This is a genomic window from Acinetobacter sp. CIP 102136 (assembly GCF_000369685.1).
GTDB lineage: Bacteria > Pseudomonadota > Gammaproteobacteria > Pseudomonadales > Moraxellaceae > Acinetobacter > Acinetobacter fasciculus.
The window spans coordinates 660,581-676,828 of sequence record NZ_KB850142.1 but is presented as its reverse complement, the minus strand read 5'-3'; the positions used below and the strand labels follow the sequence as shown (position 1 = coordinate 676,828).

The 16,248-nt window shown below is 45.4% G+C and carries 14 protein-coding genes and 1 pseudogene; 4 read left to right on the top strand and 11 right to left on the bottom strand.

All coding sequences use genetic code 11. The features are described from left to right. Positions 1-63 precede the first annotated feature (63 nt). The 4 genes from mutS to F893_RS08695 all read left to right on the top strand — a co-directional run bounded on the left by mutS (position 64) and on the right by F893_RS08695 (position 4,880). Positions 64-2,697, top strand: a complete 2,634-nt coding sequence (gene mutS, locus F893_RS08710) for a DNA mismatch repair protein MutS (protein WP_005251491.1) — start codon at positions 64-66, stop codon at positions 2,695-2,697. Positions 2,698-2,901: 204 nt separating this feature from the next. Further along, entirely contained in the window at positions 2,902-3,225 is a 324-nt protein-coding gene (gene fdxA / locus F893_RS08705; protein WP_004279936.1) for a ferredoxin FdxA, read from the top strand. Between the two features lie 137 nt (positions 3,226-3,362). Then, the gene (locus tag F893_RS08700; protein ID WP_004279938.1) at positions 3,363-4,082 is read left to right on the top strand and encodes a D-Ala-D-Ala carboxypeptidase family metallohydrolase; all 720 of its coding nucleotides are present in this window, start codon (positions 3,363-3,365) and stop codon (positions 4,080-4,082) included. Between the two features lie 132 nt (positions 4,083-4,214). After that, complete coding sequence (locus tag F893_RS08695) at positions 4,215-4,880, top strand: O-methyltransferase (protein WP_004279940.1); 666 nt, start codon at positions 4,215-4,217, stop codon at positions 4,878-4,880. Between the two features lie 168 nt (positions 4,881-5,048). On the opposite strand, the gene F893_RS08690 is transcribed toward F893_RS08695, so the two are convergent. The 11 genes and pseudogenes from F893_RS08690 to F893_RS08640 form a co-directional block, all read right to left on the bottom strand. After that, on the bottom strand, positions 5,049-5,891 hold the full coding sequence (locus F893_RS08690) for a universal stress protein (protein ID WP_004279943.1): 843 nt from the start codon (positions 5,889-5,891) through the stop codon (positions 5,049-5,051). A gap of 193 nt (positions 5,892-6,084) precedes the next feature. Then, positions 6,085-6,702, bottom strand: a complete 618-nt coding sequence (locus F893_RS08685; protein ID WP_004279945.1) for a DapH/DapD/GlmU-related protein — start codon at positions 6,700-6,702, stop codon at positions 6,085-6,087. Next, positions 6,695-7,294, bottom strand: a complete 600-nt coding sequence (locus tag F893_RS08680) for an IMPACT family protein (RefSeq protein WP_004279947.1) — start codon at positions 7,292-7,294, stop codon at positions 6,695-6,697. The genes F893_RS08685 and F893_RS08680 overlap by 8 nt, the downstream gene beginning before the upstream one ends. Before the next feature lie 119 nt (positions 7,295-7,413). Continuing rightward, positions 7,414-8,601, bottom strand: a complete 1,188-nt coding sequence (locus tag F893_RS08675) for a beta-barrel domain-containing protein (RefSeq protein WP_004279948.1) — start codon at positions 8,599-8,601, stop codon at positions 7,414-7,416. Then, positions 8,598-10,739 carry a type I secretion system permease/ATPase gene (locus F893_RS08670; protein WP_004279950.1) on the bottom strand — a complete coding sequence of 714 codons (2,142 nt, stop codon included), beginning with the start codon at positions 10,737-10,739 and terminating at the stop codon, positions 8,598-8,600. Before F893_RS08670 ends, F893_RS08675 begins: the two co-directional genes overlap by 4 nt. Further along, positions 10,736-12,201: pseudogene (locus tag F893_RS08665) on the bottom strand (TolC family outer membrane protein). The gene F893_RS08670 and the pseudogene F893_RS08665 overlap by 4 nt, the downstream one beginning before the upstream one ends. Before the next feature lie 220 nt (positions 12,202-12,421). Continuing rightward, complete coding sequence (gene lptB, locus F893_RS08660; protein ID WP_004279954.1) at positions 12,422-13,165, bottom strand: LPS export ABC transporter ATP-binding protein; 744 nt, start codon at positions 13,163-13,165, stop codon at positions 12,422-12,424. Continuing rightward, a complete protein-coding gene (gene lptA / locus F893_RS08655) occupies positions 13,165-13,731 on the bottom strand; it encodes a lipopolysaccharide transport periplasmic protein LptA (RefSeq protein ID WP_004279955.1) in 567 nt (188 codons plus the stop codon). Before lptA ends, lptB begins: the two co-directional genes overlap by 1 nt. Then, positions 13,715-14,263 carry an LPS export ABC transporter periplasmic protein LptC gene (gene lptC, locus F893_RS08650; protein WP_004279957.1) on the bottom strand — a complete coding sequence of 183 codons (549 nt, stop codon included), beginning with the start codon at positions 14,261-14,263 and terminating at the stop codon, positions 13,715-13,717. The genes lptA and lptC overlap by 17 nt, the downstream gene beginning before the upstream one ends. Positions 14,264-14,296: 33 nt before the next feature. Next, positions 14,297-14,836 carry a KdsC family phosphatase gene (locus F893_RS08645; RefSeq protein WP_004279958.1) on the bottom strand — a complete coding sequence of 180 codons (540 nt, stop codon included), beginning with the start codon at positions 14,834-14,836 and terminating at the stop codon, positions 14,297-14,299. A gap of 3 nt (positions 14,837-14,839) precedes the next feature. Next, positions 14,840-15,883: a KpsF/GutQ family sugar-phosphate isomerase gene (locus tag F893_RS08640; RefSeq protein ID WP_004279959.1), complete on the bottom strand. Its 1,044-nt coding sequence runs from the start codon at positions 15,881-15,883 to the stop codon at positions 14,840-14,842. Positions 15,884-16,248 lie beyond the last annotated feature (365 nt).

Sequence of the window (16,248 nt, the reverse complement as noted above, 5' to 3'; positions counted from 1 at the left end):
TTTTCCTGCATAGCCTATTGAGCAGTATTTGCATTTATCTCTTGTTGAAAGGATTTATTTTTAATGACCAGTTCAGAAATTATGGCTGATCTTTCTACCTTAACGCCCATGATGCAGCAATACATGTCGGTGAAAATGCAGCATCCGCATTCTTTGATGTTTTATCGTATGGGTGATTTTTATGAACTGTTCTTTGAAGATGCACACAAGGCAGCCAAGATTTTAGGCATTACCCTGACCCATCGTGGTAAAGCCAATGGTCAGCCAATTCCTATGGCGGGCGTGCCTTATCATGCAGCCGAGGGCTATCTGGCACGTCTGGTCAAAAAAGGCGAAACCGTGGTGATCTGCGAGCAGATCGGCGAGGTTACTGGCAAAGGACCGGTTGAGCGTGGTGTAGTTCGAATTATTACGCCGGGCACACTGACCGATGATGCCATGCTCGGTGCACATCAGAGCTCGAATCTGGTGGCTTTATGTATTCAGCAGAATCAGATCGGCATTGCACTTCTTGATCTCAGCGCCGGCCTATTTAAAGTCCAGCAGCAGGATTATGATCTTAACCAGCTCATGATTGAACTGGCGCGTTTGATGCCAAGCGAAATTCTGCTGGATGAAAGTATCACTGATCCGACATTGACCGAACAACTCAAACAGCAACTGGATATCTCGGTCACCAAACGTCCCGATGTCGACTTCAACCTGAACAATGCGCAAAAAACCTTATGCGACCAGTTTGCTGTCAGCACGCTTTCAGGTTTCGGCATTGATCATTTACCTTTGGCTAAAGCAGCGGCTGCGGCACTGATTCACTATGCAAAAGAAACCCAGAAAACTGCGTTACCGCATATCCGCACGATTCAGCTAGAACAAAGTTCAGATTTTATTGCTTTGGATCCGGTGACACGCCGTAATCTTGAACTGATTGAGCCTTTATTTGAACATGGGACATCCTTATTTCAACTGATCAATGACTGTCAGACTGCTATGGGTGGACGCTTGCTCAGTCGCACCCTGATGCAACCTTTACGCGATACCGCGCTGCTGGATGAGCGCCTGGATGCCATTCAAGCCTTGCTGCAAGGTTTCCACGAAGCACCTGTACGTCTGGTGCTTAAAGAGATTAGCGATATTGAACGCGTGCTGAGCCGTATTGCGCTTGGCAGTGCCCGCCCACGTGATCTGGTACAACTGCGTCAGGCCTGTGCGCAAATTCCATTTTTACGTCATGCCCTGCAACCGATTGTGAGTCAGCAACAGTCCACGCTCTTGGTGCAGCTCAATGAAGAACTCGGCGACTTCCATGGTTTGCATCAACGCCTGATGTCAGCCATTGTAGAAAATCCACCCGTCCTGCTGCGTGATGGTAATGTCATTGCAGAAGGTTTTGACAGTGAACTGGATGAACTGCGTCAGATTCGTGATCATGCCAGCCAGTTCCTGATTGATCTGGAAATCAAAGAGCGTGAACAAAGCGGCATTCCGGGACTGAAAATCGGCTATAACCGTGTTAGTGGCTATTATATTGAGTTAACCCGAGCACAAGCCGAACAGGCACCCGAGCATTATATCCGCAGGCAAACCCTGAAAAATGCCGAACGCTACATCACGCCTGAACTGAAAGCATTTGAAGACAAAGTCTTATCTAGCGAATCGCGTGCCTTGGCCCGTGAAAAAATGCTGTTTGAAATGCTGCTGGATGAACTGCGTCAGGATATCGGCAGTTTACAGATGATGAGCAGCGCCATTGCCCAGATTGATCTGATTGCTAATTTTGCCCATCAGGCGCGTTTACGCAACTGGTCGCGTCCAAAATTTAGCCCTGAAATCGGTGTAAGTATCACTGCTGGACGACATCCAGTGGTAGAAGCCCTCAGTAAATCGGCCTTTACTCCGAACGATACGCGACTGGATTTTTCCCATCGCATGGCCATCATTACCGGCCCCAACATGGGTGGTAAATCCACCTTTATGCGCCAGACTGCATTGATCGTGTTGCTGGCTTATTGTGGTGCCTATGTTCCAGCGCAAGCTGCAACTTTAGGTCCGGTTGACCGTGTCTTTACCCGTATTGGTTCTGCCGATGATTTATCGACCGGCAAATCAACCTTTATGGTGGAAATGACCGAAACCTCGCAAATCCTGCATCATGCCACCAGCCAGTCTTTGGTACTCATGGATGAAGTTGGCCGTGGAACCAGTACCTATGATGGCTTGTCTTTGGCTTGGGCCTGTGTGCTGGATCTGACCAAACGCATTCAATGTTTATGTCTATTTGCTACCCATTATTTCGAACTGACTGAACTGGATAAGGAAAGTGGCATTAATAACTACCATGTCACGGCCAAAGAGCTGAATGGTAATCTGATTTTATTGCATAAGGTGCAACATGGCCCGGCCAGTCAAAGTCATGGCTTGCAAGTCGCGAAATTGGCAGGCATTCCGGCTGCGGTGATTAAAGAAGCGCAAAACCGCTTAAAGATTCTGGAAAAACAGCATCAGGCCAAGCCACTGAGCCCGCAGCATGATCTGTTTGCAATGCCTGAAGTTATGGAGCCTATAGAACGTATCATCGAAATTGAAAAAGAATCGCCTGCACTGGACTTACTCGAAGATATTGATGTAGATAGTTTAACTCCGCGTGAAGCCTTGCAGCAGTTATATGCGCTCAAAGACCTGATCAAACAGCCAAGTTAATTCTCGGTCCTAGACCTCATCTGGCATAGGGTCGATGTCCTGAACATACCGATGAATGCTGTAATTCATCGGTATGCGACCTTTTTTCAAATTTAACAGCCCTATATATAACAAATATCAATAAAAGGAATTGTTAGTTCCCCCTGTTTTTGCCTAAAATACAGCATTCGTAATTAGAACCATATTTTTTAGGTAGCTGTCGCCATGACCTTCGTTGTCACTGAAAATTGTATTAAATGTAAATATCAAGACTGTGTTGAAGTTTGCCCTGTAGACTGTTTCTATGAAGGTCCTAACTTCCTTGTGATTAACCCGGACGAATGTATCGACTGTGCGTTATGCGAACCTGAATGCCCGGCAAATGCAATTTTCTCTGAAGACGAATTACCAGAAGGTCAGGAAGTCTTTATTGAACTGAATGCTGACCTGTCACAAAAATGGCCAAATATCACACAAATTGGTGACCAGCCAGCAGACCGTGAAGAATGGAATGGCAAAGCAGACAAATTACAATACCTTGAAAAGTAATTAGTTTAAACTTTAAAAGATCAGCAAATGCTGATCTTTTTTATACTCAACGCACACATTTCATTGCAATATTCTCCAAATTTCTCCCTATATTTAGTCTAAAATAGCGCTATTTTGTAAATATCTGATTTCTATAAATGAAGAACTTGTTAAAGGGATTATTGAGTCTTTGTATAATTCCTCTTGTTTTTGTGGGCTGTACCACGACCACAAAACAACCTGGACAGGCCACCACACCTGCTGGAAAACGGATTTACATTCCACAAGAACGTGTTCAATACGATCGTAAAGCCCACCCAAAAACTGTGCCTTATGTGTATACCCACTGGGTATCGGCACTGGATAATTTGTCACGCGTGCGTGAATATGAGGTTTTTCTGGAACGTCATGGGGTTGGCAATATCATTCCGAGTTTCGAATTGATGCGTACTGCACGTGATTGGGCCAAGTGTGGCCGTTCCCAATACATGATTCCAAGCCGTGAATTATGGGCCAATCAGATCCCAACTTTAAAAGTCTTTAAATATCTGGTTGCAGCCAATGTACTGACTGATTTTGAAGTCACATCAGTCTATCGTGACCTGCCTTTGAACCAGTGTGCCGGTGGTGCCAATTCTTCACGCCATCTTTACAACTCTGCGATCGATTTCCGGATTGGGCCTGAATATCCTCAGGCACAAGATTATAGCTATATTGAAAATACCAAGTTCAAATTGTGTCAGTTCTGGGTCCAGCATGGTCAAAGCCTAAATATGGGACTCGGCATGTATGCTTCTGGCCAAATCCACATCGATACCCAAGGTTATCGTACTTGGGGACCGAGTTTAGGCCGTAATTCTTCGATGTGTAATTACTAAGTCATGACAACCGCTCTACAAAGTTCATCCAGGACTTTTTAGAGCCTAAAAAATCAGCACCTATAGAACAATAAATTGCGCTCTGCCGCGAAAAGTTTAAAATGCACGCATCGCAATCGAGGTGCTAAGACTATGCAACAAATGTGGACAGACATTGATCACTACATTGATTCACATTTAATTCCTGAAGACCCCATTCTGAATCAAACTCTTGAGAATACCGCAGCGCACGGTTTTCCTGATCATCTGGCTGTAGCACCAAATCAAGGCATGTTGTTGCAGATGCTAATCCAGATGAACCAGTGTAAACGTGTACTGGAACTCGGCACATTTGCAGCATATAGCACCATGTGGCTGGCACGTGCCTTGCCTGATGATGGCTATATCCTGACGATTGAAGGACGTGATACCCATGCGGCAATGGGTCAGGAAAATATTGATCGCGCGCAGCTTAAACAGACCGTCGAACTGAAATGCGGCCGTGCAGCAGATGTGCTTAAAGCCCTGCCTGCAGATACGGAAGCTTTCGATTTCATCTTTATTGATGCAGATAAACAGAGTTACCCTGAATATCTGGAGCTCAGTTTAAACCTGTCGCACTCAGGTACACTTATTTTTCTGGACAATGTCATTCGTGCTGGCGAAATCATTAATCCGGACAATAATAAACCAAGTATTGAAGGCATTCGTGACATGTTTAAAGCGCTTCAAAATCATCCACGTATCTTGTCATGCACTGCTTTACAAACGGTTGGCAGCAAAGGACATGATGGTTTTGCACTCGCGATTGTGAAATAAAACAAGAAGAACAAAAATCACCCAATGACATATTTACCATAAATAACATTAACTTATAAATATTAACCACAGAGTTATCCACAATATATGAGGATAACTCTGGTCATTTTTAAATCAAGCTGTAACAATTTACGATTAGACTTCGCGCTTGGCTATTATATGCAATTCTCACTTCGCAACCAGTAAAGGCACTTTTGAATTCCGGAAAATCGTGGTCGCAATACTGCCCAAAAAGAACTGGTGAATTTTACTGTGACTAAATGCACCCAACACGATCAGCTGAATTCCGAGTTCCTGCTGATAGGTCAAAATATTTTCTGCGACATCGCCATAGCGGTATTGTGGCACCACATCTAAACCAGCCTGATTTAAATATTGCAAAGGCTCATTCAGAATCTCAGCATGATCACCGATATATAACAAATGGCATTGCAATAAGCGCAGCAGATCACTTTCCGCAATCCGTTTCATCATCTTGATACAGGTCGGTGAATATTCATAGGCGAAAATAAATCGTGTCGGCGGCTTAAACTGTTCTCCGACCGTCATCACGGTACAATTGGCCCCACGAATAAAATTTTCCACATTGGTACCGATCGGTTTGTTTTTTTCAGCCGAGCGTTCACCAAGCAATCCAATCACCGCGATATCATCAGGCTGCAGGATCTGGAAGCTTTGCTCCAGAAAATCACCCTTTTCCTGAATATGTGTGGTTTGAATACCGTGTTCTGCCAGAATCCGCTCGGAAATGTGTTGCAGCAGGTTATTGCTATAATCCAGCGCAATTTCACTTTGTTTTTGTTCAAGCTCAGCCAGTTCTTTCAGTAACATGGCATTACTTTCAAAGCCAATCACTCCGCTGATTTCCCCCAGATGATAACTGGCCGGGTAATAATCCAAAACCTGTAACAGGACCAGTTCACGGCCAGTCTGTTTGGCAATCCATGCCGCCGCGTCAGCCAGCGCGTTTATACATGGTGATGAGTCGATGCAGGCGATGACACGTTTCATGTTTAGCCTCTCTTCTATTTATGATAAAAATTTCTTAGTTATTTTTAACTTAGCATAAGCATTCAAAAATGTGCAGCGAAATCTGTAAGGCTTGACTTGAAATATGTTAACTTTTATGTGAACAAATATAGATCAATATATCGAACCATCTGCTGAGTCAGGCTGTTGCATCAAGCACTTGACTTCCAAAAGCTTATTCACGATAGCGAATGAATTGGGCCGGATTACCGGCGACAATCGCACGCTTCTCGACATCCTTGGTCACCATACTGTTCATTCCCACCACGGCCTGATCTGCGATTTTAATTCCGTCCTTGATACCGACATGCGCACCGAGCCACACATCCCGGCCGATCTCGATGCCTTGCGAACGTACTGGCTGCTGATAAATCGGCTGCTCCAAATCCATGCCATGATCAAAGGCATAAAGATGACAATAAGCGGCGATGCGCACCTGATCATGCAGTTTAATCCCCACCCGGCCACCATCCAGAATACAGTGATGATTGATCGCCACTTCATTACCGATCTCTAGGGGGCCATGTAAGGTGCAATCTGCAGCAATAAAGCTATTATCACCAATAATGATTTTGCGTCCCGGCTCCGCGAAAATATGTGCAAGAGGTGAAATAAAACAGTTTTCACCAATCTCGACGGTTTCCATTTCCATCAAGTAAGCCTGATAGTCCTTTTGCCACGCTTCTGCCCAACCGCGATTTTTTGGCTTTAAAGACCAGTACAGCCAAGGCATGTAATTCAGGCGATGTTTATGCTGCTCACGATATTTCAGTAATGGATCTACGTCAGTCATCTGTCGCTTCTTCTATGATTTTGAGCTGTTCACGGCCGCGGGTCACATCTTGAATTTTTAAGGCAAAAGGTTGAATTTGATGTAACTGAAATAAGGCTCTGACCTGTACTCCTTCAGCTGTATATTCTTCCTGATAGTCAATCTGTTGCTGGTTCAACTCATATTGAAAGATGGCCCACTCATTGAATTGACAGGAAAATTGCACCTTTTTCTTTTCAATCAGTTCAATTTTTTCTGCCAACAACAAACATTGTCCAGCACAGCCGCCATAGGCACGTACCAAGCCCCCTGTTCCCAGCTTGATCCCGCCATACCAGCGATTGACCAGCACCAGCACATTGGTCAGCTCATTGCCTTCAATGGTTGCCAGAATCGGGCGTCCTGCTGTGCCTGAAGGTTCACCATCATCATTAAAGCGTACCTGATGGCCAATTTTCCAGGCCCAGCATTGATGCGTGGTGCTTGGATCACGATAAGTTTCCAGAAAATCTTTGACGTCCTGCTCATTCTCAACAGGGGTGGCAAAGGCCTGAAAGCGGCTTTTTTTGATGTCTTCCTCAAAACTGACCAGGCTGGCAATGGTAAATGGCATAACTTCAGGCTTTAAACTCTCACTGCTGCAGTATACCCGCTTTGCACAGACAAATAAAAAGCCTCTCCACGGAGAGGCCTGATTTTGATCGATTGTTTTACTCAATTGCTTGGCAAATATTACCGTTCACGCAAGGCTTCTTTGGCTTTATTAAATGGCTTGATCAGATAATCCATCACGGTTTTTGAACCAGTACGAATATCCACGGTGGCCACCATCCCTGGAGTAATATTGAACTCCTGCCCGGCATTATTGCTGAGCTTGTCGCTATCGGTACGGATATACACCCGATAATAAAATTGATCCTGCTTGACTTCATCACGCAAGGTATCCGGTGAAATCATCGCAACTTTACCATTCAACTCACCATAGATCGAATAATCATAAGCTGTAATTTTAACCAATGCTTCCTGATCAGGGCGAATAAAGGCAATATCACGCGGCGAGATTCGTGCTTCAACCAGTAATTTTTCATCCAGTGGCACGATGGTCATCAACTTGCCATTTTGTGGAATCACGCCGCCCAGCGTCATCACATCAATCTCTTTGACGACACCGCGAACCGGTGATTTAAAAACAGTTCGGCTCAAAGTATCCGACTTGCCACGTACCACCTGTTGCTGGGTTTCTACATCAGTATTGGCTTTGGACAATTCTTCCCGCGCATTCACATAATATTGATTACGGATATCATTCATCTGATTACGCAGGTCATTGGCTTCACGTTTTAGACGCAACACTTCAACCTCACTGGCTGCCCCTTTGGCGACCAAGGGAGCGGTCATTTCCAGTTCTTGCTGCACCAGTAACAAAGCCTGTTCCAGGCCTGCAACAGATTCTTGCAAATTGGCTCGACGCGACTGATACAGGGCCGTTTCTTCTTTAACCAATTTGGGGTATTTCAACACTTCTTCAGGAAAGACCAACGGTGCGCCGGTGACTTCCGCACGTAAACGGGCTGAAGTGGCACGTGATGACACCAGCAAGGATTCTGATTCACCGACGTTGGATTCAAAGCGGGTCGGATCAAGCTGGGCCAATACTTGCCCACGCTCGACAATCTCACCTTCTTTGACATTAAGTTTAGTCAAAATACCGCCATCCAGAGACTGAATCACCTGCTCTTTGGATGATGGAATTATTTTCCCAGTACCGGTAGACACTTCTTCCAATTTGAATATCCAGGCCCAGCTCAGCAATACCAATAGGCCAATGCCAATAATCCAGATGATGACACTTGATTTGGGTAATGGCGGTTCCTGAAAGCTGACCTTGCTGGAACGTTTTAGTTGTTGTAGTTCACTCATGCACTTGCTCCCACAACCCGCTTATTACCACCTTGCGACTGATTCAGGATCTGATCCCGTGGCCCATCCATCACAATCTTGCCATCATTGACCACCAGAATACGATCCACCAGTTCCAATACCGCACGGCGATGAGTCGCAACCACCATGGTACGATGGGTTAAATAGCCTTTAAGATGATCAATCAACTGTTTTTCTGACACATCATCAATGGCAGCGGTCGGTTCATCCAGTAGCAAAATTTTTGGTTGACGGATCAACAGTCGCGCCAATAACAAGGCTTGGCGCTGTCCACCAGAGAAGCCGACACCACCCTCTAAAATGATATGATCCAGCCCTTCTTTTTTCTCCTGTATAAATCCCAGTGCGCCGGTAATTTGTAAGGCTTCCAGAATTTGCTGATCGGTGGCCAAGGGTGCGCCCAAAGTCAGGTTTTCACGAATTGAACCATAAAATAACTGCGAGTTCTGATTCAGCAAGCCCATATCACGCCGCACATCTGACGGGTCAATCAGGGTCAGATCAATCCCATCCAGCTTGACCTTGCCCTGTAGCGGTGTCTGCATCCCAGACAAGAGCTGCAACAAGGTCGATTTTCCTGCACCATTACGGCCCAGAATTGCAATTTTCTCCCCGGGCTTGATCTCTAGCTTGGGAATCATCAAACTCGGTTTCGGATCATCATCGCCATATTTGAACACCACACCGTTGAGCTCATAATGCCCATCCAGTGCCGGACGATGAATCAGGTGCGAATAATCCGGCTGATCCACCGGTTTTTTCATGAGTTCATCCAGACCGGATTTCGCCACTTTGGCCTGCTGCAAGCGACCCAGCACGCCCGTAATTTGTGAAATTGGTGCTAACATGCGTGAAGAAAGAATCGAACAGGCCACCAGTGCGCCTGTGGTCATGTCACCCTCCATCACCGCAAAAGCCCCGACCAAAACCACAATCGCAAAGGTTAGTCCCTGAATTTTTTGGGTCCAGGCGGTCATCAAGCCGACAATTTTACGTTGCTGCATGCTGACATCGGCTGATACTTCATTCATATGATTCCACTGATTCTGGAAACGTGTTTCAGCCCTTAACAGCTTGATATCTTCAATGCCTTGTACGGCTTCTACCAGCAAGGCATTGCGGATGGCAGATTCGCGCATGCCCAACTGGGCCAGCTGTGCCAGTTTTTTCTGCGCCAGAATTCCCGGAAGAATCATTAAGGGCACAACGAGTAACATGACCCAGAACAGATTGCCACCGATCACCCAGAAGATGCCTAAGAACAGGAAGAAGAATGGCAGATCGGCAATGGCCGTAACTGTGGTTGAAGTCACCAGTTCGCGGACGCCTTCCAGCTCACGAATTTGTGAAATGAAGGTTCCTGTTGATTTGGAACGTTCACTGTTTTTAATCCGTAATGAATGACCAAAAACCCGGTCAGAAATTTTTAAATCCGCGCGTTTACCAATAATGTCTGATAGATAGATCCGCGAGACACGTAATACAAATTCAAAAATCGCAGCGATCAGCACGCCACCGGCCAACACCCATAACGTCGGAATAGATTGCGATGGAATGACACGGTCATAGACATTCATCGAGAAAACTATCGTGGCCAGTGCCAGAATATTGGCAATTAAAGACGCAAACATCACATCGATATAGCGCTTCCAGTCATTCAGGACAATTGACCAGAACCAGTTTTTCTCAAAGGGTTTGATATATTCGTCCACCCGCGCATCTGGAACTGAAGATTCAGGACGCAGCACATAAAGATGCTTTATGCCAACCTCTAACTGTTCAACTGTAAAGCTTTGAGATAAACCTTCATCACCACTGAGCTGGATGCTGACATTGCCCTGTGTGTCGATGCGTTCAATCACCCCCACATCACCACTATCGAATTCAACCAGTAAAGGTAAACGCCATGGATTCAGCAGGCTGCGCTCAAATTTATTTTTACGGACATTTAAACCCATCTGACGACTGACTATCTTGAGCATGTCATCGATGTCATGATGCTGGTTCCAGTCCAGTTGCAGGCGTATCCGCTCCTCAGAAGGCTCGATCCGGTAATGCCGGGCAATATTTAAAACTGCCTGAAGCCAAGGTTGATAATTTATTATTGTAGTACTCATGGCTGAACTTCAAACCCCTGAATAGAAATACTGTTAAGCGCGTAAATATCCCGTGTACGGCCCGTGACCTGAATGTACTGTACGATCGCCGAATAAATGTCATAGCGTGCCGATTCAATTTCCTGCGCGGCACTATGAATGGCTTGCTCTGCGTTCAGCAAGTCCACCACGGTTCGGGTACCCAATTTATATTGTTCTTGATACAGCTCTTTGGTGCGTACCGTGGTTGCGCGGCGCTGGGATAAAACTCCCATTTGTTTTTGTTTATTTTCAATCTGTTCTCGGATCAAGCGCACCTGATCCAGCACATCCAGATAGACCGTATTAACCTGTGCGCGTGCAGCTTCTTCGGCATAGCTTGCGGCACGGGTCTGTGAACGTATTGCACCACCCTGATAAAATTACTGCTGGCTTCAATCATGACTGAATTATAAAAGCCATCATCTTCATTATTATTTGGATTCCGCCCATTCATCGCCTGACTTAGACTGCCTTTAATACTAATAGTCGGATAAGGGCTTAGCCGCGCCTGATCTTTTTGCAAACGGGCAACATTGACCCCTGCATGGGCCAGAATCATGTTCGGAATCTGGGTAAATTCCGGATCCTGATAAAGATCGGCCTGTGCCACAATACGCTCAGGAATATCCCATTCAACAGTGGATACATCAAATCCTAGCAAGGTACGCAAGCGTTGTTGATATTGTCTGAGCTGGGTCTGCTGAACAATCAGATTCGATTGTGCTGCTTCCAGATTGGACTGGGCCTGAATCGGGTCAGCCTGACTGCTGATCCCGGCGCGGGCACGCAAATTGGCAATTTCTGCAATCCGTCCAATGCCCTGAATCTGCTGCTGGGCAATCTGGGTAATTTGCTGATAGCGTTTGATATTCACTATGGCATCAGCCACTTCAAATGCGATCTGATCCAGACTGACCAGTACCCTTGCCTGTTCTTCTGCTAAACGGGCTTCTTCTACACTGACATTGGTTTTAATTTTGCCAAAGTCATACAGCATCTGGGTGGCATTCAAAGAAACGATTTGTCGTCCACGTTCACCTGAAGTGAGATCCCCTGTCCCGATACCTCCGGATAACTGCGGATAATAACCCGATCTCGCCACATCAATATTCGCGGCCTGTGCAGATAATTTTGAAATACTCTGGGTAATTTCAGGTCGTCGTTGCACTGCCCGGTGTACGGCTTCCACCAGATTCATTGTCTTTGGAATACCAGCTGTGATCGTAGAACTTAAAGCTGGCTGTTCTGACTGTGGCCGGGTAATTTGCGGCAGCTCAGCTACTTTTGATGTATCTAATGAATAATGACCAAGCGAGGTAATATCTATGTTATGCGCTGACCGTGTCGGCTTGGGTGCAATCAGCTGCCCCAAGCCATTTTTGAGATTGGCAAAATAATGGGGTGAGCTTTCTGCATGCACCAAAGATACAGATAAAGGCAAAAGAAGAAGTATCAATCTCTTTCTTTTTTGATCTGTTTTCCCCTGATTTTTTTTTAAAGTGTTCTGCCCTAAATCGCATAATTATGTAATGTTTCTTGTTTTAGTCTAACAATATATCAAATCCCTTTAAAAGAAATCTTTTCCACTTTGATTTGATCAAAAAAAACCCTGCATCCGACAACTGGCGTCTGATGCAGGGTTTTATATAAAGCAGGATTATTTAAACAGTGAAATCATCACCCAGATAAACTTTTCTTACGGTCTCATTTGCCAGGATTTCTTCTGGTGTACCTTCAGCAAGTAATGCGCCTTCACTAACAATATAAGCATGCTCACAAATCGCCAGCGTTTCACGCACGTTATGATCGGTAATCAGTACCCCAATTCCGCGATCTTTCAAGGTTGTAATAATATCCTTAATATCCCCGACCGAAATCGGATCGACACCGGCAAAAGGCTCATCGAGTAGCATAAATTTTGGATCAGCAGCGAGTGCACGCGCAATCTCGGCACGACGTCGCTCACCACCGGATACACTCATACCCAAAGAATCTTTAATATGAGTGATTTTAAAGTCTGCCAGTAGCTCCGCCAACCGTTGCTGACGTTGTGCCTTGGTCATATCTTTACGGGTTTCCAGAATCGCCATAATATTTTCTGAAATCGTCAGTTTTCGGAAAATCGAAGCTTCCTGCGGCAAATAACCAATTCCCTTACGTGCCCGTTCATGCATTGCAAGGTCGGAAAGATCGAGATCATCCAGATAGATTTCCCCCTTGTCCATCCGTACCAGACCGACCACCATATAAAAACTGGTGGTTTTACCGGCGCCATTTGGTCCCAGCAACCCAACAATCTGGCCACTTTCCATGCTGAACGATACATCTTTCACTACCCAGCGTTTATTATAGTTTTTCGCCAGATGCTTAATGGTGAGGGTTTGAATCTGCTGCGATTGCTCCATTAATCACGCGCTCCCGGAAAGGATGTTGAACTAGAAGGTGGAATCACGATTTGTACACGACCAGACGATGAACCGGTTTTGTTTGGTGTTCCGATAGCTTCGATATCGCCTTTGTTCATGCTGTATTTTAAAGTCGCACCACGAATACTAGCACCATCCTGTTGCAGGAAGGCATTACCGGACAAAGTAATAATCCCAGTTTCAGCATTGTAGACAATTTTCTGCGCCTGACCTTTGGCAAGACCTTTGGCCGGATCCACTTTTTGCTGGAACTGTGCCGGGCTGCCTGTCGCTGTAATCAGGCTGATCTGGCGCTTATTGTTCAGATTGGCCACAATCGAATTGGCTTGCAGCTTCATGGTGCCCTGTTCAATGATAACGTTGCCCGAATACGTCGTCACACCCGTCCGCTCATTGAAAGTCGCCCGGTCAGCCAGCAAAGTGATTGGCTGGTTACGGTCAGATGGCAGTGCAAAAGCAGCGATTGAACCGAGTCCAACCACAGTCGCCAGCGTCATACGCTTCAGGAAAGTGTGCATCATTTTGGCTTTAGGAGTTTGGTTCATACTTTCCTCGAATATTAAAGAATTCGTATTGACCATCATTAAGATTGGCTTTAAGACCCTGGCTGACGAATTCAGCCTGTGGAGATTCCACAATCACTGTCTTGTCTGTTTCAATTTCACGTGTTTTCGGAAAAGCAGTCAGTTCTTCAGTACGAAACTGCATTTTTCCATTTTGCATGATTTTGGTGGCGAGCACTTCTTGAGAGAGTACAACTTTTGTATTGTCATCATAACCATGCGCCATTTTGGCAAAGAAAGTCGCATCGACTTTACCATTGTCATAAGTCGATGCTCGCAGATTTTCCAGCTTTGAGGTTTCTAGCTGCAGGTTCTGCTCGAGTCGGTCCACTTGGGCACGAACCGACACCTGGCCTGATTCATCCGTCTGGGTTAAGTTAATATTTTGAGCGGAATAGGTCATGCTGCGCGCAGAGTCTGCCTGCAGCTTGTTGCCCTTGCCGCTGTAATAGTAATAACCACCACTTATTGCGGCAATAATCACAGCCGTAATATATAAAACTTTAGTATCCATAAGCGGTGTACTTAATCCAAAAGATATGACTTATTAATAAGGCGCACGAGTATATTTTTCAAGTAACTCTTGGTACATGCCTTTGGACATTAACAACATATCGCAGATTTCACGCACCGCACCACGTCCACCCTGCGCCTGAGTCACCAGATCGGCACGGCGGCGAACTTCGACATGACCATTAGGCACGGTCACTTTCATGCCGGCAATGGCAAAAGCAGACAGATCAGGCCAGTCATCGCCCATGTACAGGCAATCTTCAGGATCAATGTTGAGCTGCGCACAGGCTTCACGAAGTGCTGTACCTTTATCTTCACGGCCCTGATAGACCAGATCAACACCCAGATCCGACATACGCTTTTCTACAATATTGCTTTTACGTCCGGTGATAATAATCACCTTGATCCCTGCTTGCTGAACCAGTTTCATGCCCAGACCATCACGAATATCAAAGGATTTGATCTCATCGCCAGTATTAGTCAGCGTTACAAAGCCATCACTTAAAATACCATCTACATCAAGCACCAGTGCTGCAATATGACGTGCCTGCTCTAATAATACATAAGATGCCATTTATTAATTTACCCCGGCCTGAATCAGGTCATGCATACTAATCACACCAATGACTTTATTGGCATCATCAACAACTACAAATTGATTAATTTTATGCTCATTCATACGTTCCAGTGCCACCACTGCACGTGCTTCCTGAGAAATGGTCAACGGATTTTTGGTCATCACGTCCTGAATAGCCAGATTGACATCAAAACCTTGCTGCTTATCAATCAAGCGACGCAAGTCACCATCGGTAAAAATCCCCAGCAACACATCATTTTCATCGACGACTGTGGTTAAGCCCAAGCGCTTGTTGGAAATTTCGTATAATACTTTATTCATGGCGGTATCTGGCGAGACTTTAGGTAAATCTGCGCCAGTACGCATCAGATGCTTCACATGCAATAACAGACGCTTACCCAGCGCACCTGCAGGATGTGAGCGTGCAAAATCATCCGAGGTAAAGCCACGAGCATCCAATAAAGCTACCGCCAAAGCATCGCCCAAAGCCAATGTTGCCGTCGTTGACGATGTCGGCGCTAAACCCAGTGGACAAGCCTCCTGAATATTACCCAGCGTTAAAGCTACATCAGCATTTTGTGGCATTGGACCACGATCATCACCACTGATGGTAATCAGCGGAATTTCCAGATGCTTGATCAGCGGCATCAGCATCATGATTTCATCACTCTTGCCCGAGTTTGAAATTGCAATCAGCACATCACCAGCCACCAGCATCCCTAAGTCACCATGACCGGCTTCACCTGGATGCATAAAGAATGAGGGAGTTCCGGTCGAAGCAAAGGTCGCCGCCATTTTACGGCCAATATGACCTGACTTGCCCATTCCGGTAATCACCAGACGGCCAGTACACTGTAGAATAATTTCACATGCCCTGCTAAAACGGTCATCAATCTGTGTTGCTAAAATCTGTAGTGCATTTTCTTCGATGCGCAGTGTTTCAAGTGCGACTTTCTGGAAATCTAGTTGATTCGCTGTTTTTTGTGGATTCAAAGCCTGTTTACCTACGCTAAGGACAGAGAAAAACTCTGGTTTGATGGGCATAATTTTCGCAATTTTAGCATAGCTATGCAATTGTAAGTTTTCTAAATGTAGAAGATTCGACGGATTTTTAATATATTCAGATTGTATTTAACTTGCACAATCTGGTATCTCCACCTCTACATTCGCTTCATTTTTGACGCTGTAAAAGGCGCTTGTTTTTATTTTTTAGGGGAACGCGCTTACGCTATCCAAAATAGGTTTGGTTCAAATCAGACCAGACTCATTCAAATATAATTTAATCATACTGGCAAACACTACCTCTGAAAATGTAAGCTCAATATCGCTATTTCACTTCCTGAACCTCTTCTTTCTAAATCACTCTCGTTGCCTAACTATCCTAAATAACTGAGGCTTTTTGCGCTTTT